The sequence below is a fragment of the Halorubrum sp. AD140 genome, from assembly GCF_034497445.1.
In the GTDB taxonomy this organism is placed as follows: domain Archaea; phylum Halobacteriota; class Halobacteria; order Halobacteriales; family Haloferacaceae; genus Halorubrum.
This window is the reverse complement of the sequence record NZ_JAXRUU010000019.1, coordinates 18,963-41,504: the sequence shown is the minus strand read 5'-3', so window position 1 is coordinate 41,504 and position 22,542 is coordinate 18,963. Positions and strand designations below refer to the sequence as shown.

Below are 22,542 nucleotides of genomic sequence, written 5' to 3'. Positions count from 1 at the left end.
CGGTGTGTCACGTATTGTCGCGTGTCATGTCACAGCAGGAAGTGAACGAGGAGCTGTACGTCGACCAGTACACGCTCGGGCTGGTCGGTCCCGACCAGGAGTGGGCCGGAACCGTCGCCGACGGCGGGACGGTGAAGACGTACACGCCGCCGGGGTGTTGGGGGCCGATGGTCACGCCCTCGTTCCGCGGCGGCCACGAGGTGACGCGGCCGATCCGCGTCGAGGGCGCCGAGGTCGGCGACGCCGTCGCGATCCGCATCCGCGACGTGGAGGTGACCAGCATGGCGACGAGCACGGGATCGATGGCCGAACGCGAGGGCGCGTTCCGGGACGATCCGTTTGTCGACCACCGCTGTCCGGAGTGCGGGACGACGTGGCCCGACTCCTACGTCGAGGGCACCGGCGAGGACGCGATCCGGTGTGCCGAGTGCGGCGCCAACGCCTCCTCGTTCGGCTTCGAGTACGGCTACACCGTCGCGTTCGACCACGAGAACGCGGTCGGCGTCACGCTCGACGAAGACGGCGCCCACGCGCTCGCGCTCGACGCCGACGAGGTGATGGACATTCCCGAGAACTCCCGACAGCACCCGATCCTCCTGTACGAGCCAGACGGGATGCCCGGCACGCTCGGTCGCCTCCGGCCGTTCGTCGGCAACATCGGGACGACCCCGCCCGTGACGATGCCCGACTCGCACAACGCGGGCGACTTCGGCCAGAGCCTGATCGGCGCCGACCACGACTACGGGGTCGAGACCGAGGAGGACTTAGAGAAGCGCACCGACGGCCACATGGACATCCCCGAGGTGCGGCCGGGCGCCACGCTGATCTGTCCCGTCAAGGTCGACGGCGCGGGGGTCTACGTCGGCGACCTCCACGCGAACCAGGGGGACGGCGAGCTCTCCTTACACACCACCGACGTGAGCGGCACCGTCACCATGGACGTCGAGGTGATCGAGGGGCTCGAACTCGACGGTCCCGTGCTGCTCCCCAACGCCGATGACCTCCCGTTCATCAGCGCGCCGTACACCGACGCGGAGCGCGAGGCCGGCCGCGCGCTCGGCGCCGACCACGGCGTCGAGGTGAACGCGGAGGCGGCGCCGATCCAGGTCGTCGGCTCCGGCGCCACCGTCAACGACGCCACGCAGAACGCCTTCGACCGCGCGACGACGCTCCTGGACATGAGCGAGGGTGAGGTCCGCGCTCGGTGTACGTTCACCGGCGGCGTCCAGATCGGTCGGCTCCCGGGCGTCGTCCAGCTCGACCTGCTCGCGCCGCTGGACGCCCTCGAAGCGCGCGGGATCGACGGGCTGGCCCGCGACCAGTACGACCTGTAGCGTCGTCGTCGCCGTGACGTCGCCGGAGGCTACTCCTCCGACTCCTCCGGCGTCCCGGCTTCCCTCCCCGCCTCTCCCGACTCGCAGTCGCACTCGCCGGTCGCGAGCAGCTCGTCGACGCCGTACCGCGAGCCGCACTCCGTACAGAGGACGCTCACGTCGACCATCACCCGGAACTCTCCGAGCGCGAGCCCCGACCGCTTCCGAAGCCGCTCCAGCTTCGTCTCCGCGACCGCGGCCAGCCGACCGCGGAGCTTCTGGATGGCCTCGCCGGCGCTGGCCGTGCGGTCGCCGTCCTCGCGCTCGTACTCCGCGCCGCGGTGGTCTCGAAGGTAGCTGCGGACGGCCTGATAGGTGACCACGTCGCCGTCGAGCGCGTCGACGTCGACGCCGTCGCGTTCGAGCCGCCGCCGGAGCTGCGTTCGGTCCGCCGCGCTCACCTCGTCGCCCGTCAGCGACCGCACCACCGCCTCGACCTCGCGTTCCGACAGCCGCACGCCCGCCTCCGCGAGCCGCGCCTCGACCAGCTCGCGGTTGAACGCCGCGGCGAGCTCGCGCAGGCTCCAGTGGTCGTCGCCGGTCGCGGTCCACCGCGACTCCAGCTCGTCGCCGACGCCGTCCAGGCCGTACTCGTCGACGAGGCGAGCCACCTTGTTCCGGCGGCCGCCCGCGCCCTCCCTGTCGCTCATTCGTTCGGCGTTCGGTCGAGCAGACCCATAGGCGTTGCCGTGGCGTCGGGCCGACGGATCACCGCCGCTCCGACGCGAGTCAGCTCACTCAGACAACGGGATCCCTCACTCGCCGTGCGCCCGAGACTCCGCTTCGGCTTCGTCGTCGACGTCTGGCCCGATCGCCGCTCGAAACATACTAAAACAGCCACTTTCAAATTCGTATTAGATTATATGAATATTCTGGCCGTGCGGTCCCACCCGCCGGCTGATCGAAGAGAGATACGTGAAGTGCCCGGAAGAGACGCCATTCGTCGTGATTCGCGCTCTCTGTGAGCTGTGACGGCTGCGAGACGAAACGTGCTGTACCGGGGATCCTCTCACGAAGTGTGTCCGGATACGAGGGTCTGAGATGCTGACTGCGCTGTCGACGACCTCACCGCATGGTAACGGTTCGATCTGTCGAGCACTAACACATATGTTTCCAATACAGTATATTTTTCTGATATTCAAGCGAGGAGCTGCACTGATTCGACGCCGTCGGCCTGCGGCGAACAGCACATATAAGCCCCCGCTCTCGGATCCGTGAGACGTGCCATGATGCGTCACGACGTCGCCGTCGTCGGCGGCGGCTGCGTCGGGCTGTCGGTCGCCAAACACCTGGCCGAGCGAACCGAGCTCGACGTTGCCGTCTTAGAGAAGGAGCACCACCTCGCGTCCCACCAGAGCGGCCGGAACTCCGGGGTGCTCCACCCGGGGTTCAACTACCCGCCGGATTCGAAGAAGGCGCGGTTCGCCGTCGAGGGAACCGCCCGGATGAAGGCGTACTGCGAGGAGCACGACGTTCCCTGCGAGGAACTGGGCGTCCTCGTCGTCGCGACGGACGACGAGGAGGAGGCGCGCCTCGACGACCTGGCCGAGCAGGCCGAGGCCAACGGCGTCGCCTACGAGCTGCTCGACTCCCGCGAGGCGATCCGCGAGCACGAGCCCCACGCGGAGGGACAGGCCGCGCTCCGCGCCCCGGAGGCGGCGTCCGTCGACTCCGAGCAGTACGTCTACGCGCTCGCCCGCGAGGTCCGGGAGCGTGGCGTCACCCTGTACACGGGCTACGAGGTCTCGCGGCTCGAGGAGGCGGCCGAGGGGTACCGGCTCGACACCAGCAACGGTCGGTTCGAGGTGTCCTACCTGGTCAACGCCGCGGGGCTCCACGCCGACACGCTCGCCCACCAGGTCGGCGTGGGAGAGGAGTACCAGGTGGTCCCGTTCCGCGGCGAGTACTACGAGGTACGTCCCGAGCGCGCCCACCTCTGTGAGACGATGATCTACCCGACGCCGAACCCCGAGCTCCCCTTCCTCGGCGTCCACTACACGCGCCGCACCGACGGCAAGGTGATCGTCGGCCCGAACGCGGTCCTCGCGTTCGGCCGCGAGGCGTACGACAACACGGACGTGAACCCGAGAGAGCTGCTCGAGACGCTCACTTACGGCGGGTTCCGGCGGCTGCTCGCCTCGCCGCTGATGCTCTCGGTCGCGTGGGCGGAGCTCAACAAGTCGTATCGGAAGGACCGGTTCGCGGCCGCCTCCCAGAAGCTGGTGCCCGAGGTGCGCGCGGAGGACCTCGAAAAGAGCTACGCGGGGATCCGCGCCCAGCTCGTGAGCGCGGACGGCGAGCTGGTGAAGGACCCGCTGTTCGTCGAGCGTGAGGACGCCGTCCACGTCCTCAACGCCGTCTCCCCCGGGCTCACCTCCTCGCTGCCGTTCGGCGAGCACATCGCGGAGCGGCTCGCGGCGAAGGTGACCGTTTAAGTCACGGCCGTTCGACGTTGCGACCACCACTCAGGGGACGTCGCCGCCGCAGCCCGGCTCTCGCCGCGCGGCGCGCCCCGATCACGACGATGACATCGCCGACTCGCGGCGGCCTCGTTCGAGCCGCCACCGACGGTCGCACCGCCCCTCGCGAGCGCGCTTCCCGGCCGGACCGAGGGACCAGATGAGCCGCGGGCCCGCCCGGCGACCGATCGAGAGCCGACTCCACGGCGACGTGCCGCTCGTCGACGCGGAGGCGGCGGCCGCGGCGATCGAACCCGGAGCGACGGTGCTCACGAGCGGGTTCGGCAGCGTCGGCTACCCGAAGGCGATCCCGCTCGCGCTGGCGTCGTCGTCCCGCGACCTGTCGCTCACGCTGGTCTCCAGCGGGAACGTCGGCGACGAGATCGACGTCGACCTCGTCGGCTCGGGCCAGGTCGCGCGCCGCTTCTCCTACCAGTCCTCGCGGGTCGCCCGCGAGAAGACGGACGCCCGCGAGGTCGCCTTCAGCGACCGCAACGCCTCGTCGATCGGCGACGAGGTCCAGTACGGCGGGCTCGTCGACCCCGACGTCGCCGTCGTCGAGGCGGTCGCCGTCGGCGAGGACTGGTTCGTCCCCTCGACGTCGCTCGGGCAGGTGCCGGCGTTCGTCGAGGCCGCCGACGCGCTGTACGTCGAGCTCAACCGTCACCAGCCCCTCGCGCTGCAGGCGCTCCACGACGTGTACCGCCCCGACGCGCCTCCGAACCGCGGGCCGATCCCCCTCTCAGCCCCCGGCGAGCGGATCGGCGCCGCACACGTCGCGTTCGATCCTGAGAAGCTCGCCGGCGTCGTCGAGACGGAGATCCCCGACTCGACGTACACGTTCCGCGACCCGACCGACGACGACCTCGACATCGCGGCCAACCTCGGCGCGTTCCTCCGCGGCGAGCTGGAGCGCTCGCCCGTCTTCGACGACGCGGTCCACCTCCAGTTCGGTGTCGGCTCGCTCGGCAACGCCCTGATGAGCGAGCTGCAGGCGCTCGAGTTCGGCGACCGCGACGTGTACTACTTCGGCGAGCTCATCCAGGACGGCCTCTTCGACATGCTCGACGCCGGGGGGCTGGCGGCCGCGAGCGCCACGTCGCTCGCGCTCACCGACGAGGGACAGGCGCGCCTCTTCGAGGACGTCGAGCGCTACGCCGAGGACGTGGTGCTCCGGCCGGCCGACGTCTCCAACCACCCGGGACTCATCGACCGGTTCGGGGTGATCGGCGTGAACAGCGCCATCGAGTTCGACGTCTACGGCAACGTCAACTCCACGCACGTCCGCGGCGAGCGCATGATAAACGGCGTCGGCGGCTCGGCCGACTTCAACCGGAACTCGCTGATCACGGTGTGTGCGCTCCCCTCGACGCTCGCCGACGGCGAGGTCTCGCGGGTCGTCCCGCAGACCTTCCACGTCGACCACACCGAACACGACGTCGACGTCTTCGTCACCGAGCAGGGCGTCGCCGACGTGCGCGGCCTATCGCCGGTCGAGCGCGCCGAGCTGATAATCGAGCGCTGCGCGCACCCCGCGTTCGCGCCCGAGCTGCGCTCGTACCTCGACGACGTCTGCGAGCGGGAGTACCACATCCCGCAGGACGTCGAGCGCGCCGCGGAGTGGTTCGAGTAGTCGGCAAAGGAAAGGAGTGCCGGCCGGCGCTACGTCGCCCGCGGCCTCACAGCAGTTCGAGGAAGATGAGCAGCCACCAGACGTAGCCGCCGGTGAGCGCGAGCGCGGTGAGCAGCTCCAGGGCGCTGACGTACGTTTCGCCGTGAGTCCGGCGGAACGCCTGCACCTTCTCCACTTGGTTCCACACCGGCATCAGCGGTTCCGGAACGACCTCGTCGAGGCCGCCGGCCTGCTGTGCGGACTCCTCGGCGATGGACTCGGGGGAGTCGTCGGCGCTCATTGGCTCGCCCCCGTGCTGAACGGCAGTTCGAGCCCGCGAGTCATCACCTTCTCGGCGACGAAGACGGCGGCGAACGCCGCGATGCCGACGAGCTTCGCGACGTTGCTCGGGTACGCCATGATGAGGACGCCGAGCGTCGCGAGCAGGGAGCGCGCGAGGAGCTTGCGTCCGGGTCGCATCTCGAACGGGTAGTTGAGCCCGTAGATGATCGCCACCGCGCCGAGCAGCACGAGCATCCCGACGGCGAGCGTGTCGAGCCCCGGCTCCATCGAGATCAGACCGGGGTTGTAGACGAACGCGACCGGGAGGACGAACAGCGGCGCGGCGATCCGGATCGCCGCGCCGCAGGTACGCCAGAAGTTCGCCTGCGCGATCCCGGCCGCGATCACCGCCGCCGTCGCCACTGGCGGCGTGATCCCCGCGAGGATGGCCGCGTAGAACATCGTGTAGTGGGCCGTGATCTCCGGGATGCCGAAGTCCGAGACGAAGGTCGGCACGATGAGGATTGCCACGATGACGTACGCGGCGACAGTCGGCATGCCGACGCCCATGAGGATGGCGACGGCCATCCCGAGCAGCACGGCGAACAGCAGCACGCCGCCGGAGATGTTGATGAGCAGCAGGGCGATCTTCGCCGGGATGCCGGTCGTGCTGAACAGGTTCACGACGCCGCTGATGACGATCAGGATGATCGCGATCGGCGCCAGGATGATGGCGCCGCGACGGATCCCGTGGACGGTGTTCTTCACCTGCGAGACGACCTCTTCGACCGGACCGGTGCCCGAGTTGTCCACGAACCGCTGGAGCGGCGGCATGAGCGTGCCGGTGATCATCATCGCGACGACGGTGTACAGCGCGGACGTCATCACCGTGTACTGGACGACGCCGAGCAGGTAGATGAGCAGCGCGAACGGGAGCCCGAACCGGATCGACTGGAACACCTTCTCCTCGGTGGAGAGCGTCTCGTCGAAGAACTCGGAGAACTCCATCTCCTGGTTGCTGGTGTCGGAGATGGCGAGGTAGTGAACCGCGATGGCGATGGACACGACCAGGATCGCGGCGGGCATGAGTCCGGCGACGACGATTGTGAGGTACGACACCCCGAGGTACGACGCCATCACGAACGCGGACGCGCCCATCACGGGCGGGAGCACCTGTCCGGACGTGGAGGCGACCGCCTCGATGGCGGCCGCGCGGTGGCCCTTCATCCCCGCCTCCTGCATCGTCGGAATGGTGAACGAACCCGTCATCGCCGCGTTGGCGGTGTACGAGCCGTTGATCGAGCCGATGACCGCCGAGGAGAGCACGGCGGTCTGGGCGATCCCGGACTCGATGTACCTCGCGGCCACGATGGCGACCCGCAGGATGAGGTCGAACGCGCCGTACGCGAACAGCAGCCCGGCGTACAGCAGAAACGGCGCGATCCACGAGGCCGTGATCTGCGTCAGGCTCCCGTAGAACCCGTACAGGTCGGTGACCGTCGCCTGCAGCAGCGTCGCCTGCGTCATCCCCGCGTGCCCCAGCACGCCGGGCACGTGATTCCCGTACACCGCGTACCCGAACACGACGAAGATGAGCCCGAGGAACACGTTCCCGAACTCGCGCCACGTGAGGTACATCAACGAGAGGATGACGAGGCGCGCGAGCATGTACTCGTGTTCGAGCGCGTACCCCTGTCGCTGGAGGTACACGTCCTCGAAGTTGATCGCGAAGAAGGCCGACGCGGTCATCAGCGACAGCGACGCGGCGATCAACACGGCGCCGTCGATCCAGTCGCCGTCCGCGATGGCGAGCCGCGTCTCGTTGAGCGCGTACACGGTCAGGATACCGCCGACGAACGCGGTGGCGAACTGCACCTGCGAGATCGCCTGGGTCTGCGCCCAGTAGAGGACGCCGGCCCAGAACAGCAGCGCCGCCGCCGTGACCGTGACGTCGAGTCCCCGCAGCAGTCCAGTCTCGGATTCGGGTTCCGTCGAGGCCGTTTCCGTGCTCATTGGCGCCAGCGTACGTTAGCGCGGCTGTTCGTTACTCCGGGCGTGGTTGGTCGTGTCATGGGTGGTGTCTGAGTAGTCGGTTACGCGTTCGATGATTTTAAATTATTGATCGGGACGCCCTGGAGGCGTGAGAGGAAAGCCGGTCTACCTGGCGTTCACTCGCTCCCGCCTTCCTCCAGGCTGTCGTCCCACGCGTCGTTCTCCTCGTAGTACTCCACCGCACCGCGGTGAACCGGGATGTCCTCGGTCGCGTAGGCGAGCATGTCCTCCGTGGACTCGTAGTCGTTGAACTGCGATTCGCCCTCGTTGACCACGTCGTTGTGTTCGTCGACGACGCGGCACAGTTCGTAGACTGCGTCGGGGTTCGCGTCGGGGTTGAACGTGTAGTTCACTTGCAGGTCCCAGGTGAACACTTCGTCGGTGCCGATGTCGGTGTCCGCGATCGGCCAGTCGTCGTACGCGATGGTGCTGCTGCCGGCGCCAGCGTACATCTCGGCGGACTCGCGGAGCGCGTCTGTCGGCTCGACGTAGTGGATGTCGACGCGAGAGGCGATCTCCTGGACGAACCCGGTGTACCGCTCACCGGGGGTTCCGTACGCGATGGAGGCGTCGATGTTGCCCTCCTCCATCGCACCGGGCGCGTCGCCGACGCCCATGTTCTGGATGCTCATCTCCTCGTACACGTCCGCCGTCGGGTCCTGCGACCAGACGTCGAGCGTCGTCGCGCGCGTGGAGTACCCCGGCTCGGCGGGATAGACGTTCGCCCCGGCGAGGTCGTCGAACGTCTCGATGTCCGTGTCGTCGCGGGCGACGATGTATATCGAGTAGGGGAACGCGGCGAACCCGTACTGCGGGATGCGGTCGACGGGCTCCTCTTCGAAGTCTCCCCGCTCGTCGAGCGCCTTCGACAGCGAGTTGTTGTCGGTGATGCCCGCGTTGAACTGGTCGTTCGCCATCCGCCGGATCGTCCCGATGAATCCCGGGCTCTCGACCGTCGAGTACTCCAGCGAGTCGCTCTCCTCGCTCACCGCGCGCTCGACGGCCAGCCCGACGTCTTGGGTGCCGCCCGCGGACGTCCCGACGCGCAGCGACAGGTCTCCACTGCCGCCGTCGCCGCCGTCGTCGCCGTCGGACCCGTCGTCGCCGTCGCCGCCGTCGTCTCCGTCGCCGCCGTCGTCTCCGTCGCCGCCGTCACCGCCGCCGGAACAGCCCGCGAGTCCGGTGATGCCTACTGCGCCAGTGCCGTACAGGAACTTTCGTCGGTTGACCGAATCGTCTACCATACTCAACCGTGATATTTCGGTCGATCATTAACAATGTATCTGTTTGTTTCAGTTCACACGGAGAGAATACTCCAATTCGTGAAACCCCGGGGACACGTTCCGGTGGCGCCGTCCGCGGCTGTGCTCACCGGGTCACGAGCGCGTCGACGGCGCCGATCGACTCGACGACCGCCCGCACCTCGTCGCCGGGGTCGATGGGCGCCGCGCCGGGCGTCCCCGTGCTGAACAGGTCGCCGGGCTCCAGCGTCATCACGTCGGAGTGGAACGAGACGATCTCCGCCGGCGGGAACAGCATGTTCCGGATCTCGTTTTCGGCCCGCACCTCGCCGTTGACCTCCGTCCGCACCGAGAGCCCCTCGAGGTCGAGCGGCTCCTCCGGCACCGCGAGCGCGGCGCCGGGCACGAGGAACGTGTCGTAGCTCTTCGCCCGCGTGAGAAAGCGCGGGTTCCGCTGGAGGACGTCCTCGGCCGTCATGTCGATCACGGGGAGGTAGCCCGCGACCACGCTCTCGACGTCGGCCGTCCCGACGTTCCGGCACGTCCGGCCCATCACGACCGCCAGCTCCGCCTCGGCGGTCACCCGCTCGCTCTGCGACTCCGGGGGCAGGCGGATCGGGCCGCCCGGGCCCGTCAGGACCGACGGCGGCTTCATGAAGCTCGCCGGTTCCTCCGGGCGCCGCTCGTCGAGGTCGCCGGCGTGCTCCTCGTAGTTCAGCCCGATCCCCCACAGCTTCCCGAACGACTCCAGGGGCGCGCCGAAGGACAGGTCGGCGGCCGGGACGGGGTCGGCGGTCGCGTCGGCGACGTCGCCGAGGTCGCCGGCCGCCGCGCGCGGTAGCGCCTCTCGGACGCTCCCCAGGTCGGGCTCGACGGCGCCGAGGGGGACGTACCCCCGGTCGTCGCCGAGCAGCGGGTCGCCGGTCGCGGTGCGCGCGAGGTACTTCATCGCGTGTTCGCTCCGTTCGTCGCCGTCGCGTTCGCTCCGCTCATCTCACTCCTCGCGGTCCGTCCAGAAGTCGAACGAGCGCCCGGGCGCGAACACGTCGAGACCGACCGCGCGCTCGTCGCCCGTGTTCTCGACGCGGTGGGGCTCGTTGGACTCCAAGAGGACGGAGTCGTGCTTCTGGAGGGTGACCTCGTCGTCCTCGGTCGCGACCGTGAGCTCGCCCTCCAGGCAGAGACACACCTGCTCGTTCTCGTGGTCGTGCATCGGCGAGCTGTGGCCCGGCGGCTTCTCGAACCACTCGAAGGAGAACTGGTCGCTGCCCGCCATCGACACGCGCCGCCAGCCCTCCTCGGGCTCGTACGTCTCGGCCTCGTCGAACGCGACCGGCTTCATAGGTTCGCCCCGGTGGCCCCGCCGTCGATCACGACCGACTGCCCGTTGATGAACCCGGACTTCGGCGACGAGAGGAACGCCACGGTGTTGCCGAGCTCCATCGGATCGCCGATGCGGTCGAGCGGGTTCCCCGCCCAGTCGTCGAGGCCCTCGTCGTAGGAGTCGTAGTCGCCGCGCTCGACGGCGGCCTCGACGAGGTCTCGGATCCGGCTCGTCTCGTGGGGGCCCGGCAGGACGGCGTTCGAGCGCACCTCCGGCGCGAACTCCTTCGAGAGGGTCTTCTCCAGCCCGATGACGCCCATCCGGACGGAGTTCGACAGCACGAGGCTGTCGATGGCCTCCTTCACGCTGCGGGAGGTGATGTTGACGATGGTGCCGCCGTCGCCCTCCTTCAGGTGCGGATACGACTCGCGCGCCAGCCGGACGACGCTCATCACGAGCAGGTCGTAGGCGTGCTGCCAGTCCTCGTCGTCGGTGTCGAGGAAGGCGCCCGAGGGCGGGCCGCCCGCGCTCGTCACGAGGTGGTCGATCGTGCCGAACTCGTCGACGGTCGCCTCCACGAGGGCCGCGACCTCGTCGGCGTCGGTCAGGTCGGCGGGCTGTGCGACGACGTCGCCGGTCGCCACTTCCTCCACCTCCTCTTTCGCGGCCGCCAGCCGCTCCTCGTCGCGGCCGTTGATGACGACGTTCGCGCCCTCGCGGGCCAGCGCCTTCGCCGATGCCTTTCCGAGTCCGCTGGACGACGCCGTGACGAGCGCCGCGTCCCCGTCGATCTGTAGGTCCATGTCTCACCCATCCGGAGTGTGGCGTGAAAACGTTTCCCTAGAGGCAAGTCGACGGCTCCGACCGGCCGCCCGTCGCCGTCAGTCCGACGCCGCCTCGAACCCCGCCGTCCCGTCCTCGAACGCGACCGTCTCGCGGCCGACCACGCTCGCCGCCTCGGGGAGGTCGTCGACCACGGCGTCGGAGACGCGCATCTCCCCGAGGTCCTGGGTGTTCCGGATCCAGACGATACGGGCCGTCTCGGGGTCGTAGCCGCCGAGCGCCGCCAGCGCGGTCCGGAGCGCGAACTCGTCGTCGGGCGCCACCACGGGGAGCTTCGACTTCGCGAGCGACCCGCTCGTGAGCGCGTTCGCGTACGTCTTTTTCAGGTCCAACTGGTCGACCGCGCTCTTCCGGGTGAGGTCGGCGAGCCCGATCCCGTTGCCGTTCCCCTTCGTCGCCTCGGTGAGTCCCCGGACGTAGACGAGGTCGACGTCCGGGGTCTCGGGGTCGGGCGCGTTGAGGACGCGGTAGCGCCCGATGACGTTCGTGTCCATCCCGGCGCCCGAGATCTCCTTGCCGATCTCGTCGACGACGAGGAGGTCGACGTCGTCGACCGGCAGCGTCGGCATCTCGTCGTACGCGCGCTCCAACAGCTCCGGCTCGCGGTCGAGGAACGAGCCCGCGGGGACGGCCTCCAGGTGACCGATCTCCTCCTCGAAGTTCTCGACGAGCGCGATCCCGCCGACTATCGGCGTCTCCCGCTCGATGACGTCGAGCGCGGCCGTCAGCGTCTCGACGTACCCCTCGGCGATCGCCGTCGAGTGGAACGACTTCGCGCCGCGCTGCTTGCCGAGGCCGACGACGGTCATTTTCGCGAGCCCGCTCTCGACCGGCCCGGTGAAGTTGGTGTGGGCCTTCACGCGGTTGATGACGAGCACGGCGTCGGCCGCGAGCGCCGCCTCCGAGAAGTACACCGGGCAGTCGGCGTCTCCCACCGCGACCGTCGCCAGCCGTTCGGCCGCCATGCGCGCGTCGATCGGCGCGCCGATCGTCTCCTCGGTGATTCCGAGCGCCTCCAGCACCTCGCGCTGTCCCTCCGGGGTCGCGCCGCCGTGGCTCCCCATCGCCGGGACCACCACGGGGTCGAAGCCGCGCTCGGCGAGCCGGGCGACGACCGCCGCCGCGACCTCGTCGATCCGGTCGATCCCGCGGCTGCCGACCCCGACGGCCACGGTCGCGCCCGCGGGAAGCGCGTCGAGGTCGAGCGCGTCGAGTTCGGTGCGAGCCGCTCCGACGGGGTCGTCGAGGCGCTCCGTCTCCGGGTCGTACCGCACCCGCGCGAACCCCGGGAGCGGCTGCGGGTCGATGAGCCCGTCGACGTCGCGTCGGTCGGGGAACTCCATGTGGAGGCCCTCGCGCCGCCGGTACAAAAGCTGCGGGTGAGTGGTCACGACCCCGCGTTGACAGTGTTGCCGATACAGCGGGCTACTTGTACCCGTGTGACGCCGCTGCACGCATGCAGATAACCGAAGTCGAGTCGTTCCCGATCAAGCTGCCGCTGGAGTCGCCCGTCTCCTTCTCCAACCGGACGCTCACCTACCGGGACCACGCGATCACGTACGTGCGAACGGACACCGGTCACGAGGGGGTGGGCTACTCGTTGGGGTACGAGGGGGCCGGCCTCATCGCCGACGCGGTCGAGTCGCTGCTGGAGCCGCTGCTCGTCGGCGAGGACCCCCGCGACACGGAGCGCCTGTGGCACGCGATGTACGACGGCAACGTCCAGATCGGCCGGACCGGCCTCTTGCTGCGCGCCATCTCGACGGTCGACATCGCGCTCTGGGACGTGAAGGCGAAGGCCGCGGAGATGCCCCTCCACAAGCTGCTCGGCGGCCACTCCGAGTCGGTGCCCTCGTACGCCAGCGGCGGCTACTACCGCGACGACAAGGGCCACGAGGCGCTCCGCGGCGAGATGCGACGCTACCTCGACGAGGGCCACGACGTCGTGAAGATGAAGGTCGGTCGCCTGTCGGCCGCGGAGGAGGCCGAGCGCGTCGCCGCGGTGCGCGACGAGATCGGCGACGAGCGCACCCTGCTCCTCGACGCCAACGGCGTCTGGGGGTCCAGCACGGAGGCGCTCCGCAACTGTCGGGCGTTCGAGCCCTACGACCCGTACTTCATCGAGGAGCCGGTGATGATCGACCGCGTCGACACGATGGCCGCGGTGAACGACGGGATCGACTACCCCGTCGCCACCGGCGAGCTGGAGGGGACCCGGCACAGCTTCGCCCGGCTCGTCGACTCCGGCGCGGCGACGATCCTCCAGCCCGACGTCACCGTCTGCGGCGGGGTTACGGAGTGGCTGAAGATCGCCCACTACGCGTCGGCGTACGACGTGCCGATCGCGCCCCACTACAACTGGAACATCCACGCCTCCCTGCTCGGCGCCATCGAGAACGGCCTGTGGGTGGAGTACTTCTACCGGGACATGGACGTGAAGGCGTTCGACGACGTCGTCGCCGATCCCGTAAAACCGGGAGACGACGGGACGATCGAACTGCCCGACCGCCCGGGCCACGGAGTCCCGCTCGACGAGGACGCACTGCAGCGATTCAGAGACGACTGACCACGACACACCGTTCAGACACATGCGAGACTACTCAGACCAGATCGACACCCGCGACCCGGACCGAGACGTACAGATCACCGGCCTCGACGCCTGCGTCGTCGAGGGGAACTTCGAGTGGAACCTGATCAAGGTGGAGACGGACGCCGGCGTCACCGGCATCGGCGAGGCGTACCGCGGCGGCGGCGTCCCGGAGCTCGTCGAGTACACGAACCGGTTCCTCGTCGGCGAGAACCCGCTCGACGTCGAGCGGCTCGTCCGGTACATCTTCCAGGAGATGTCGGGCCACGGCGGCACGACCGGGAAGGTCGTCACCGCGGCCTCCGGCATCGAGATCGCGCTGTTGGACGCCGCCGGGAAGATCCTCGGGCTCCCCGTCTACCAGCTGCTCGGATCGAAGTACCGCGACGAGGTCCGGCTCTACTGCGACTGCCACGCCGGCGAGGCGTACGCGGTCGAGGACGGCGCGACCGCCTACGCCGACGCCGAGGCGTACTCTCCCGAGGCGTACGCCGCCGAGGCCGCCCGCGTCACCGACATGGGCTTTTCCGCGCTGAAGTTCGACCTCGACCTGCCGGCCGACAACGAGAACGACCCGTACAACGGGCGCCTGACGAACGCGGCGATCAGGGAGAAGCGGGAGATCGTCGCGGCCGTGCGCGAGGAGATCGGCTACGACGTCGACCTCGCGTTCGACTGCCACTGGGACTACTCCGTCGAGAGCGCGAAGCGGCTCGCTCACGAGCTAGAGGAGTTCGACCTGATGTGGTTGGAGGACCTGATCCCGCCGGAGAACATGGAGGCGCAGAAGGAGGTGACGAGGGCGACGCGGACCCCGGTCGCGACCGGCGAGAACCGCTTCCGCGTGTTCGAGCTGTCGGACCTCATCTACGAACACGGCGTCGACGTCGTCACGCCCGACCCGGCGACGGTCGGCGGGCTCACGGAGACGATGCGGATCGCCGACCGCGCCGAGGAGAACTACATGCCGATGTCCCCGCACAACGTGTGTAGCCCGGTGGGGACGATGGCCTGCGTCCACCTCGGCGCCGCCACCCCGAACTTCGACCTGCTGGAGTACCACGCCCTGGAGGTCGACTGGTGGGACGACCTGCTCGTCCGCGACGAGCCGCTGATCGACGAGGGCCGCATCGCGGTGCCGGAGGCGCCCGGTCTCGGGATCGAACTCGACGACGACGTCGTCGAGGAGCACCTGCTCGACGGGACGACCGGGTTCTGAGGCGCTCGGCGCCCGACACGCCACGCGGTCTCGGGCCCACGCCTCGCCTCCGGAGGCCGGCAATGTCACGGTTATTTATTCGTCCGTTCGTACGATCGGGTATGCTCGATTACTTCGACATGGAGTCGACCCTGTCCCAGGAGGAGCGACTGCTCGTCGACTCCGCCCGATCGTTCATCGACGGCGAGGTCGACGACATCGGCCAACACTGGATCGACGGCACGTTCCCCACGGAGCTCATCCCGAAGATGGGCGAGATGGGCTTTTACGCGCCGAACCTCGAGGGGTACGGCCTTCCCGGCGTCAGCGAGACGGCGTACGGCCTGCTGATGCGCGAGCTGGAGGCGTGCGACTCCGGGCTCCGCTCGATGGCGAGCGTGCAGGGCGCGCTCGTGATGTACCCGATCCACGCGTTCGGGAGCGACGCACAGAAGGAGGAGTGGCTGCCGAAGCTCGGGGCCGGCGAGGCCGTCGGCTGCTTCGGACTCACGGAGCCGGAGCACGGGTCGAACCCCTCCGCGATGGAGACGCGCGCGGAGGCCGACGGCGACGGGTACGTGCTGAACGGCTCGAAGACGTGGATCACGAACTCCCCCATCTCGGACGTCGCCGTCGTCTGGGCGAAGGACCACACCGAGGACGACACCCCGGTCCGCGGGTTCCTCGTCGAGACCGACCGCGACGGGGTCACGACGAACAAGATCGACGAGAAGCTCAGCCTGCGCGCGTCGATCACGGGCGAGATCAGCCTCCAGGACGTGCACGTCCCGGCCGAGAACGTCCTCCCCGGCGTCACGGGGATGAAGGGGCCGCTGTCGTGTCTGACCCAGGCGCGCTACGGCATCGCGTGGGGCGCGGTGGGGGCGGCGCAGGACTGCTTCGAGGTCGCCCGCGAGTACGCCACCGACCGCGAACAGTTCGGCAAGCCGATCGGCGGCTTCCAGATGCAACAGGCGAAGCTCGCGGAGATGGCGACGCAGATCACGCTCGCGCAGCTACTCGCCCACCGCCTCGCGGACCTGAAGGAGGCGGGCGAGATGCGCCCGCAACACGTCTCGATGGCCAAGCGAAACAACGTCCGCACGGCCCGCGACCAGTCGCGGATCGCCCGCGAGATGCTCGGTGGCAACGGGATCACCGCCGACTACTCGCCGATGCGGCACATGACGAACATGGAGACCGTGTACACCTACGAGGGGACCCACGACATCCACACGCTGATCCTCGGCGAGGACCTCACCGGGATCCCGGCGTACCAGTAGCGCCGCCGGCCTCCCCTCGTCCGTCGGGACCCCCCGTCAGGCGACCTGATTCTTCAGCCCGTCGTACTCGCCGGTCTCCGCGACCCGTTCGAGGTTCTCGACGAGGATGTCGGCGCACCGCTCCCAGTACTTCGGCGTGTGGCCCGCGACGTGGGGCGTCACGAAGACGTTCTCGAACCCCCACAGGTCGTGGTCGCTCGGGAGCGGCTCCGGGTCGGTGACGTCGAGCGCGGCCCCGTGGAGCGCGTTCGCCCGCAGTGCGTCCACCAGCGCGGGCGTGTCGATCACGCCGCCGCGCGCGACGTTGACGACGACCGCGTCCGTCGGCAGCGCGTCGAGCTCGCTCTCGCCGATCAGCCCCTCGGTCGTCTCGGTGAGGGGGCACGCGAGGACGAGCACGTCCGTCCTCGGCAGCGCGTCCGGGAGGCCGTCGTAGCCGATCACCTCGTCGGTGGGGCCGCCCTTCGCGACGGTGTGTCGGACCCCGATCGTGTCGACGTCGAACCCCCGGAACCGCTCGACGACGGCCTCGCCGATGGAGCCGAGCCCGACGACGGTCACGGTGCTGCCGGCGAGCTCGGTGAACGACTGGAAGCGGCGCCACTCCCGGCGCCGCTGGCGGCGGCGCCCCTCGTCGAGCCGCCGCGCGAACGTGAGCACCCAGCCGAGCACGTGCTCGGCGATGCCGGGGCCGTGGACCCCGGAGGCGTTCGTCACCGCGACGCCGCGTTCGGCGAGCGCGTCCAGCGGGAGGTGGTCGACGCCGGCGGCGTTGCACGCGAACAGCCGCAGGTCCTCGGCGGCTCTCACCTCCTCGGCATCGACGTACTTCCCCGCGACGACCGTCGCCTCCCGCAGGTAGCGACGGTGTTCGTCGGGGGTCGTCGCGAGGCGGACGTCACGGTCCGGGAGCCGTCGGTCGAGTATCTCCGCGTAGTCTGCCGCCGGGATCCCGTGCGCGTCGTGGTCGAGCACCGCGACGTCGATGGTGGACATGGTCGACGCCTCGCGGTCGGCCGACAAAGTACCCGGGGGTGGCAGTGGTCGGCGAGTCCGTGCGTGACGCGGAGCCGCGCTACTCTCCCATCCGAATCGGCGGCGACGCGCTCATCAGCAGGAGACAGGCGATCCCGACGCCGGCGCCGAGGAGGCCGGTGCCGACGCCGACCGCTCGGACCGCCGCCTCGAATCCCAGCGGGCGCGTCGCGACCGCGATGGCGGCGCCCATGAGGATCGGCGTCGCCGTCGCCGCCGCGCGCCCGCTCCCCTCGCCGAGGCTGACGAGCCCGCCTCGCAGCGCCGCCGGCGGGAGCGCGGTGATGACGCTCCGGTAGATGGAGAGGACGAGCCCGAACCCGGCCCCCATGAACACGACGCCCACGGCGGCGACCGCGAGCGACCGGGAGAGGAAGGCGAGCGAGATCCCGGCGCCCATCGACAGGTTCGTCGCGACGAGCGGGTAGAGTCGGTCGTCGAAGGCGTCGGCGACGCGGCCGGCCTGCGTCGCCGCGAGCGCATACGTGAGGCTGGCGAGCGCCGCGAGGATCCCCGCTTCCGCGGGGGTGTAGCCGAGGACGTCGACGACGAGGATCGAGTTGTAGGTGAGGAAGCCGAACCACGCGAGGTTCGCGCTCCCGCGAGCGACGACCATCGTCCACGCGCGGCGGTGCGCCACGAGCGCGCGCATGTCGCCGAGCTGCTCCCGGACCCCCGCCTCCGACCCCTCGTCGGCCGTCTCGTCGAGCGGCTCCTCGAAGCGAACGTAGACGATCGCCGCGATCGGGAACGCGACGGCGTACAGCAGGAACGGATACTGCCACGCGACGCCGACGAGGACGCCCGCGACCAGCGGAAACGCCGTCTGCGAGAGGCCGGAGCCGGTGAATCGGAGCCCCTGGGCGGTCGCCTCTCTCGTGCCCGCGTACAGGTCGCCGAGGCTCGTGATGATGATCGGCGTGAGCGCGGCGAACCCAATCCCCTGGAGCGCGCGCAGCGCGAGCGCCGCGCCGAACGAGGAGACGAACGCGATGGCGGTGCCCGTGAGCCCGAACCAGACCAGTCCGAAGATGAGCACCGGTCGCCGCCCGTATCGGTCAGAGACCACGCCGGCGATCGGGATGACGACGATGGAGGGCGCGGTGAACGCCGACATCATCAGGCCGACGTTCGCCGTCGTCGCGCCGAGCGGCTCGACGAGCGACCCCAGTACCGGCGAGAGGAGCGCGGTGCCGAGCGGCGGGAGGACGTTGATGAGAAGCAGCAGCTGGAAGGGGCGCTCCCGCACGATGTCGGCGTCGGCTCCCGCTATCGACGAGGGCGATACCACGCCCGCTCGGACACGGCCGTCCGAATTAAACCTACGTGTTACCACAGTCTACGCGGTACCGAGAGCGACGGGGGCCGATGTACCACCGTTCGACGAAATCGAACGCTTATGTGGATGGAGCGACGAGCGTCGAGCATGCCCAACTCACCGATCGACGCCGAGAACGGGACCGAAGCCGACTCGGTTCGGACCGCGGAGACGCTGTTCGACGTGGTGCAACGGCTCGTCGCCGACGACGGCGCGTCGCTGGCGGAGCTGGCGGCCGAGCTCGACTACGCGAAGAGCACGGTCCACCGACACCTGCACACCTTGGAGGAGCTCGGCTACGTCGTCCGGCGCGGCGACGGCTACCACGTCGGGCTCCGGTTCCTCGAGATCGGCGTCACCGCGCGCGGCAGCTACCGCGGCTACGACCTGGTCCGCGAGAAGGTCGAGGAGATCGCCGAGGTCACCGGGGAGCGCGCGCAGTTCTTCGTCGAAGAGCACGGGAAGGCGGTGTACCTCGCCCGGGCCGTCGGCGACAGAGCGGTCCGCACGGACCCCGGGATCGGCAGTCGCATCCCGCTGTACGCGGCCTCGGCAGGGAAGGCCATCCTCGCCGAGCTGTCCGATCCGGAGCTGTCCGACATGTTCGAACGCATGTCGTTCGAGCCGGTGACGGCGCACACGATCACCGACCCGGACGAGCTCCGCGCCGAGATCGAGGCCGGCCGAGAGCGGGGGTACTACTTCAACAGGGAGGAGTCGCTGCTCGGGACCCACGCCGTCGGCGTCGCGATCTGCGGCCCCGACGGCGACGTTATCGGCGGGCTCAGCGTCACTGGCCCGTCTCATCGCCTCGACGGAGAGCGGCTCGAGTCCGAACTCCCGAAGCTGTTGCTCGGCGCGGCGAACGAACTCGAGCTCAACATCGCACACTCGTAGCCACCCTCGTGTCGCCGCCGTCGCCCTCACGCATTCGAGCACTTCGAACGCGATTGAGCCGAACGTATCGCTCTCCCGGTAACGCGAGGTGTCCCCGTCTCCGTCACCGCGAGTACATAACAGCGGTACTGCTGTTATTTTATCCCGGCAGAAACGGACACGTCATCGACGGCGCCCGATATCCCCGTCCGAGATCGAGTGACGCGCATCGGTGTGCTCAGGAATCTTGGTCGGTTCTAGAACGTTTCGAGATCGAACACCGTCTGCGATACTCTCGGATTTCATATGGTTTTTGAGTACACGCATCCGTCGGAGTTCGGTGACGCTCCAGTCGAGGGGTGTTCCGGCAGAGCGGGGAACGTTCCGGCAGGAGACCGGCTCTCGGCCCCGTTCGAACGCGTTCCCTCACCCGTCTATGGCCGCACTCCCGTTCGCGACCTCTCCGACGAACCGCAGTAAACTCCGTTGGCTCGTCGAAATCCACGGAACGTCGACCGCTAGACGCCGCCGAGAGGAGGGATCGGACGTGGGGTCTCTCACACGTCGTCGGTCGACTGCCATCGCGTCCACCCCCTCTCCTGCGCGTCCGTGTCTTCCGAACGGAAACGTGTCACTTCGACAGTTATGTTTGGATACGTAACTGTATTCCGTTCTGGTACCACGTCGCGCTCACTGAGGTGTCGCCGCCGTCCGCCGACGCTCCCTGACCGACAGCCACACCGCGCTGCAGAAGGCGAGGCCGACGGCGACGGTCGTGACCGAGAAGGCGATTCGGTAGCCGAGCTCGGTGTAGACGACGGCGCCCGAGACGACGTCGCCGGTCCGGTACCCGTCGAGGACGACCCCCATGGCCGTCGGGAGGACCGCGCCGCCGAAGAACCCGGCCCCGTTCACCGTCGCGGTGGCGACGCCGCTCGCGCTCGGCGGGTACTGCTCTTTGATGATCGGCAGCGCGAGCATGACGAACCCGAGGCTGAAGCCGATCAGGAAGAACATCCCGCCGACGACCGCCAGCGGCGGATCGCCGAAGACCGGGACGATCGCGAGCACGAGGGTGAACAGACCGAGCCCGGCTATCATCGGACCGAGACGCCGGCCGAGACGGTCGGAGACGCGTCCCATCGCGGGCGCGCCGAGCAGCATGCCGACCGCCCCGACGAGCGCGAACCACGACGCGGTCGTCACGTCGACCCCGTACACGACGACGAGGTACGGGACGCCCCACAGGCCGATCACCGTGAGGATAGAGCCCATCGCCGAGAAGAACACGACCGACAGTAGCCACTGGTCGACGTCGGACAGCAGCGCCCGCAGGTGGCCGGCGGTCTCGCGGAGCGTCGTCGACGGCTGGTCCGGAACGTTCTCGATGGAGTCGAGGCCGGCGTCCCGGGGCGAGCGTCGCACGAGCGCGAAGACGACACCGGCCGCGAGAAACCCCGTCGCGGCGAGCGCGAGCACCGTCGGCCGCCACCCCACGCGGTCGATGGCGACGGCCAGCGGAACCGTCGCGAAGATCGCGCCGAGCCCGGCGATCCCGGTCGTCAGACCGGTCATCGTCGCGAATTCGGAGGTCCGGAACCAGCTCGCGCAAAAGCGGAGCGTGGCGATGAAGATCACGCCGCTGCCGAGCCCGATCACGGCCCGTGCGAGGAACGCCGTGAGATAGCTCCCGCTGAGCGTGAAGCCGATCGCGCCGGCGCTGAGCACGAGCGCCCCCGCGGCGCCGACGTACCGGGCGCCGTACCGATCGGAGAGAACGCCCGTGGGGATCTGCACGACCGCGTAGATGATGAAAAAGGAGGCGTGTAGCGTCCCAAGCTGCGCCGCGGTGACGCCGAAGGCGTCGATCAGCTGTTCGGACAGCACGGCCGTCGAGAGGCGGTGGACGTTAACGAGCAGGAAGACGACCGCCAGCGATCCCCACCCGAGCCAGCGTCGCTTCGTCGGGTCGCCGAGGAGACTCATGGCTGACCCGTCTCGGGCCCCCACCTAAAAGGGTGACACGTTCACGTTCGGGCCGTCGGTCCTCGCCGAGGACCGGGGCCGCTCAGGCGGTCTCCATCTCCCGCTCGAGCTCGCGGAGCCGCTCGACGCGCTTCTCGGTCGACGGGTGCGTCGACGCGAGCTTCCCGATGAACCCCGACTTGATCGGAATGATGAAGAAGGCGTTCATCTCCGCCTCCTGACGGAGGTCCTCCTTCGGCACGCGGTCCATCCGGCCGTCTATCGTCATCAGCGCGGACGCGAGCGCGCCGGGCTTGCCCGTGATGAGCGCCGCGCCGCGGTCGGCGGTGTACTCGCGGTACCGCGAGAGCGCGCGGATCAGCAGGAACGAGACGATCCACACGAGGATCGACACGAGGATGGCGACGATGACGGGGGCGCCCTGGCGGTTGTCGCCGCTGAACAGCCACCCCCACCGGACGATGAAGAAGGCGATAGTCGAGAGGAAGGAGGCGATCGTCATCACCATCACGTCGCGGTTCTTCACGTGTGCGAGCTCGTGGGCGAGCACGCCGTCGAGCTCGTCGCTGTCCAGCGACCGGAGCAGCCCGGTCGTCACCGCGACGGTGGCGTTCTTCCTGTTCCGGCCGGTCGCGAACGCGTTCGGCACCTGCGTGTCGGCGACGGCGACCGTCGGCTTCGGGAGGTCGGCCTGCTGGCTCAGGCGCTCGATCCGCCGGTGGAGGTCCGGGTACTCGTCGGCGTCCACCTCGCGTGCGCCCATGCTCCGCAGGGCGAGCTTGTCGCTGAAGAAGTACTGGGCGACCGAGAACCCGCCGAGCATGATCAGCGGGAACAGGAAGTCGCCGAAGTACACGGTCAGCGCACCGACGAACACGACGTAGAGGGCGAAGAGGAGGAACATCGTGAACGCCATCCGTCCACGGAGTCCCCAGTCGGTCTTCCATTCCATATCCGGGGTTTACCGTTCGTGGGATTAAAGGCTGCCGGGGTTCGGGAGGGCCCGCTGCGCCCGCGGGACCGCCCGACGGGGCCGCCTCGGTCGCCCGCGGCCGGTGACGGTGCGCTTTTGC

The 22,542-nt window shown here is 69.1% G+C and carries 19 protein-coding genes; 7 read left to right on the top strand and 12 right to left on the bottom strand.

The features are described from left to right. Positions 1-26: 26 nt before the first annotated feature. On the top strand, positions 27-1,334 hold the full coding sequence (locus U4E84_RS07025) for an acetamidase/formamidase family protein (RefSeq protein WP_322531385.1): 1,308 nt from the start codon (positions 27-29) through the stop codon (positions 1,332-1,334). Between the two features lie 29 nt (positions 1,335-1,363). Here U4E84_RS07025 and rdfA read toward each other — a convergent pair whose 3' ends face one another. Beyond that, positions 1,364-2,023, bottom strand: coding sequence for a rod-determining factor RdfA (gene rdfA, locus U4E84_RS07020; protein WP_322531384.1), 660 nt, complete (start codon positions 2,021-2,023; stop codon positions 1,364-1,366). 576 nt (positions 2,024-2,599) lie between these two features. On the opposite strand from rdfA, the gene lhgO reads away from it, so the two are divergent. Both lhgO and U4E84_RS07010 read left to right on the top strand, forming a co-directional pair. Beyond that, positions 2,600-3,808, top strand: coding sequence for an L-2-hydroxyglutarate oxidase (lhgO, locus tag U4E84_RS07015; protein WP_322531382.1), 1,209 nt, complete (start codon positions 2,600-2,602; stop codon positions 3,806-3,808). A 184-nt stretch (positions 3,809-3,992) separates the two neighbouring features. Then, positions 3,993-5,465 carry an acetyl-CoA hydrolase/transferase C-terminal domain-containing protein gene (locus U4E84_RS07010; RefSeq protein ID WP_322531381.1) on the top strand — a complete coding sequence of 491 codons (1,473 nt, stop codon included), beginning with the start codon at positions 3,993-3,995 and terminating at the stop codon, positions 5,463-5,465. Between the two features lie 46 nt (positions 5,466-5,511). On the opposite strand, the gene U4E84_RS07005 is transcribed toward U4E84_RS07010, so the two are convergent. The 7 genes from U4E84_RS07005 to U4E84_RS06975 all read right to left on the bottom strand — a co-directional run bounded on the left by U4E84_RS07005 (position 5,512) and on the right by U4E84_RS06975 (position 12,529). Then, entirely contained in the window at positions 5,512-5,745 is a 234-nt protein-coding gene (locus U4E84_RS07005) for a hypothetical protein (RefSeq protein ID WP_322531380.1), read from the bottom strand. Then, a complete protein-coding gene (locus U4E84_RS07000) occupies positions 5,742-7,739 on the bottom strand; it encodes a TRAP transporter fused permease subunit (RefSeq protein WP_322531379.1) in 1,998 nt (665 codons plus the stop codon). The genes U4E84_RS07005 and U4E84_RS07000 overlap by 4 nt, the downstream gene beginning before the upstream one ends. Before the next feature lie 155 nt (positions 7,740-7,894). After that, the gene (locus U4E84_RS06995) at positions 7,895-9,022 is read right to left on the bottom strand and encodes a TAXI family TRAP transporter solute-binding subunit (protein WP_322531378.1); all 1,128 of its coding nucleotides are present in this window, start codon (positions 9,020-9,022) and stop codon (positions 7,895-7,897) included. A gap of 124 nt (positions 9,023-9,146) precedes the next feature. After that, entirely contained in the window at positions 9,147-9,968 is an 822-nt protein-coding gene (locus U4E84_RS06990) for a fumarylacetoacetate hydrolase family protein (protein WP_322531377.1), read from the bottom strand. A 45-nt stretch (positions 9,969-10,013) separates the two neighbouring features. Beyond that, positions 10,014-10,361 carry a cupin domain-containing protein gene (locus U4E84_RS06985; protein WP_322531376.1) on the bottom strand — a complete coding sequence of 116 codons (348 nt, stop codon included), beginning with the start codon at positions 10,359-10,361 and terminating at the stop codon, positions 10,014-10,016. Next, positions 10,358-11,146: an SDR family oxidoreductase gene (locus tag U4E84_RS06980; RefSeq protein WP_322531375.1), complete on the bottom strand. Its 789-nt coding sequence runs from the start codon at positions 11,144-11,146 to the stop codon at positions 10,358-10,360. Before U4E84_RS06980 ends, U4E84_RS06985 begins: the two co-directional genes overlap by 4 nt. 78 nt (positions 11,147-11,224) lie before the next feature. Next, positions 11,225-12,529, bottom strand: coding sequence for a DUF362 domain-containing protein (locus U4E84_RS06975; protein WP_322531374.1), 1,305 nt, complete (start codon positions 12,527-12,529; stop codon positions 11,225-11,227). 113 nt (positions 12,530-12,642) lie between these two features. Here U4E84_RS06975 and U4E84_RS06970 point away from each other — a divergent pair, with 113 nt between their 5' ends. The 3 genes from U4E84_RS06970 to U4E84_RS06960 all read left to right on the top strand — a co-directional run bounded on the left by U4E84_RS06970 (position 12,643) and on the right by U4E84_RS06960 (position 16,254). Continuing rightward, positions 12,643-13,752 carry a mandelate racemase/muconate lactonizing enzyme family protein gene (locus U4E84_RS06970; RefSeq protein WP_322531373.1) on the top strand — a complete coding sequence of 370 codons (1,110 nt, stop codon included), beginning with the start codon at positions 12,643-12,645 and terminating at the stop codon, positions 13,750-13,752. A 22-nt stretch (positions 13,753-13,774) separates the two neighbouring features. Beyond that, a complete protein-coding gene (locus U4E84_RS06965; protein ID WP_322531372.1) occupies positions 13,775-14,992 on the top strand; it encodes a mandelate racemase/muconate lactonizing enzyme family protein in 1,218 nt (405 codons plus the stop codon). A gap of 101 nt (positions 14,993-15,093) precedes the next feature. Continuing rightward, positions 15,094-16,254, top strand: a complete 1,161-nt coding sequence (locus U4E84_RS06960; RefSeq protein WP_322531371.1) for an acyl-CoA dehydrogenase family protein — start codon at positions 15,094-15,096, stop codon at positions 16,252-16,254. A gap of 36 nt (positions 16,255-16,290) precedes the next feature. On the opposite strand, the gene U4E84_RS06955 is transcribed toward U4E84_RS06960, so the two are convergent. Continuing rightward, on the bottom strand, positions 16,291-17,250 hold the full coding sequence (locus tag U4E84_RS06955; protein ID WP_322531370.1) for a D-2-hydroxyacid dehydrogenase: 960 nt from the start codon (positions 17,248-17,250) through the stop codon (positions 16,291-16,293). A 79-nt stretch (positions 17,251-17,329) separates the two neighbouring features. After that, positions 17,330-18,580, bottom strand: a complete 1,251-nt coding sequence (locus U4E84_RS06950) for an MFS transporter (RefSeq protein WP_322531369.1) — start codon at positions 18,578-18,580, stop codon at positions 17,330-17,332. A 135-nt stretch (positions 18,581-18,715) separates the two neighbouring features. Between U4E84_RS06950 and U4E84_RS06945 the strand changes: the two genes are divergently transcribed. Continuing rightward, positions 18,716-19,504 (top strand): IclR family transcriptional regulator, encoded by a 789-nt coding sequence (locus U4E84_RS06945; protein ID WP_322531368.1) that lies wholly within the window; start codon positions 18,716-18,718, stop codon positions 19,502-19,504. A gap of 669 nt (positions 19,505-20,173) precedes the next feature. Here the strand turns inward: U4E84_RS06945 and U4E84_RS06940 are convergent. After that, complete coding sequence (locus U4E84_RS06940) at positions 20,174-21,469, bottom strand: MFS transporter (RefSeq protein WP_322531367.1); 1,296 nt, start codon at positions 21,467-21,469, stop codon at positions 20,174-20,176. Positions 21,470-21,551: 82 nt separating this feature from the next. Then, a complete protein-coding gene (htpX, locus tag U4E84_RS06935; protein WP_322531366.1) occupies positions 21,552-22,421 on the bottom strand; it encodes a zinc metalloprotease HtpX in 870 nt (289 codons plus the stop codon). Between the last annotated feature and the right edge of the window lie 121 nt (positions 22,422-22,542).